Below are 1,059 nucleotides of genomic sequence, written 5' to 3' on the forward strand. Positions count from 1 at the left end.
AGGTCCCGACCGAGTCTCAGGAAGCAGCCCGTGATCTGGTGCGGGCCCGCGAAGATTGCCGCGGGGATTTGATGACGGTCCGGCATCGTGTATCGAAATTTCTTCTGCGGCAGGGGATTGTGTACTCTGGCGGGCAAGCCTGGACCGGTAAACACGAGATGTGGCTGCGTGGTCAGCACTTCGATGCCCCGGCGTTGCAGCTGACTTACGACAGTGCGCTGGATGCGATGGTCACATGTGTGCATCGCCGGGAGCGCCTCGATGACGCCATCGAGGAGATGGCCGCCGACAGTGAGTTCACCGCGGTGGTAACCCGGTTGTGCTGCCTGCGCGGGGTCTCGACATTGACCGCGTTCGGGTTGGCCACCGAAATCGGTGACTGGGACCGGTTGACCGGCCGCACAATCGGGGCCTACCTGGGTCTGGTACCTACCGAGTACTCCTCGGGAACCAGTCGCGTCCAAGGTGGAATCACCAAGACCGGCAACACCCACGCCCGTCGGTTATTGGTCGAATCGGCCTGGCATCACCGTGCGCCATACCGGCCGGGACGCGATCTGCGGCGCCGCTGGAGTCTGGCCTCAGTGGCGGCGCGGGAACGTGGCCATGCCGCCAACCGCCGACTACACGACCGCTGGGCACGCTTTGACGAACGCAAGAAACGTCCGGTGATCGCCAACGCCGCGATCGCCCGGGAACTAGCCGGCTGGTGCTGGTCACTGGCCACCCTCGACGACTAACCGCCCGGCCCCGAGACAGGGGGGCAACAAGTGTCCGAATGTAGTCGACAGATACTGGCCAGCGTCTTGGAGTGACCCGCGTCAGTTCTATGAGCAATCACGTTGCTGTGCAACCGATTACGCTCGACTTCTAGACCAGCGGCCCAACTCCGACTCGAAAGTCCCGTCCTGCGGTAACCAACCCGCGAATATCAGACTGACAACGCGTCGCGCAGACACGCTCGGTACCTGGAAAGACTTCATCCGGTCAACACGAAGCGGCGGCCACGGCGACGGTCGCGGCCGCCGCTTCACCCTGCCCCCTTGACAAAACGCCCCC

1 protein-coding gene is annotated in these 1,059 nt (G+C 63.6%); it reads left to right on the forward strand.

Annotated features, from left to right (window positions below; translation table 11 throughout):
• On the forward strand, positions 1 to 740 hold a 740-nt coding region (locus AWC07_RS02670; RefSeq protein ID WP_085104943.1), incomplete at its 5' end, for a transposase.
• Positions 741 to 1,059: the final 319 nt, after the last annotated feature.

Source organism: Mycobacterium gastri (genome assembly GCF_002102175.1).
Taxonomy (GTDB): Bacteria; Actinomycetota; Actinomycetes; order Mycobacteriales; family Mycobacteriaceae; genus Mycobacterium; species Mycobacterium gastri.